1 rRNA gene is annotated in these 808 nt (G+C 43.7%); it reads right to left on the minus strand.

Annotation, left to right across the window (positions count from 1 at the left end):
* A 16S ribosomal RNA gene (locus AS194_RS02160) occupies positions 1–361 on the minus strand; the annotation flags it as partial.
* Between the last annotated feature and the right edge of the window lie 447 nt (positions 362–808).

Genomic DNA, 808 nt, shown 5'->3' on the forward strand with positions numbered 1-808 from the left:
ATTCCCCACTGCTGCCTCCCGTAGGAGTCCGGGCCGTGTCTCAGTCCCGGTGTGGCTGATCATCCTCTCAGACCAGCTACAGATCGTCGCCATGGTAGGCCTTTACCCCACCATCTAGCTAATCCGACTTAGGCTCATCTAATAGCGAGAGCAACAAGTTGCCCCCTTTCTCCCGTAGGACGTATGCGGTATTAATTCGAGTTTCCCCGAGCTATCCCCCACTACTAGGTAGATTCCTAAGTATTACTCACCCGTCCGCCGCTCGACGCCTGATAGCAAGCTATCATCGTTTCCGCTCGACTTGCATGTGTTAAGCCTGCCGCCAGCGTTCAATCTGAGCCATGATCAAACTCTTCAGTTTAATCTTGCTATGAAGCTCTTTAAAGAAGCTTCTAAACTTGGCTCATCTAATCTGGCAAAATCGCTCGTAATTATGTTCGTAATGAATTAACTTTGAGTTTTTCTGCTGTCTTAAATGATAATTTTTATAGTTAGTGTTCTACCGAAAAGATAGTCGACCAACTTTATTTTTAGCATTCTGAATCAGCAAAAATCCACACAAGTTGTTCTTTAGTTATGCTTTTAAATAGTCTCAATCACTGTCGTCCAGCCATCGATATATAGGGTATTACTAGCGCTATCTGCCTTTTCCGTCTCCGGTTAAGCTATCTAGCGAGCCGACTATCTTATCATAATGATTTGAATTGTCAAGACTTTTTATAATTTGTTTCACCAGGTTAACCGCGTTATTAATGTGTAATCTACACATCTCTCACTGCCAGTCCGTCTGATGAGGGCGTATTATAGA

Origin of the sequence: Psychrobacter piscatorii (assembly GCF_001444505.1) — a bacterium.
Classification (GTDB): Bacteria; Pseudomonadota; Gammaproteobacteria; order Pseudomonadales; family Moraxellaceae; genus Psychrobacter; species Psychrobacter piscatorii_B.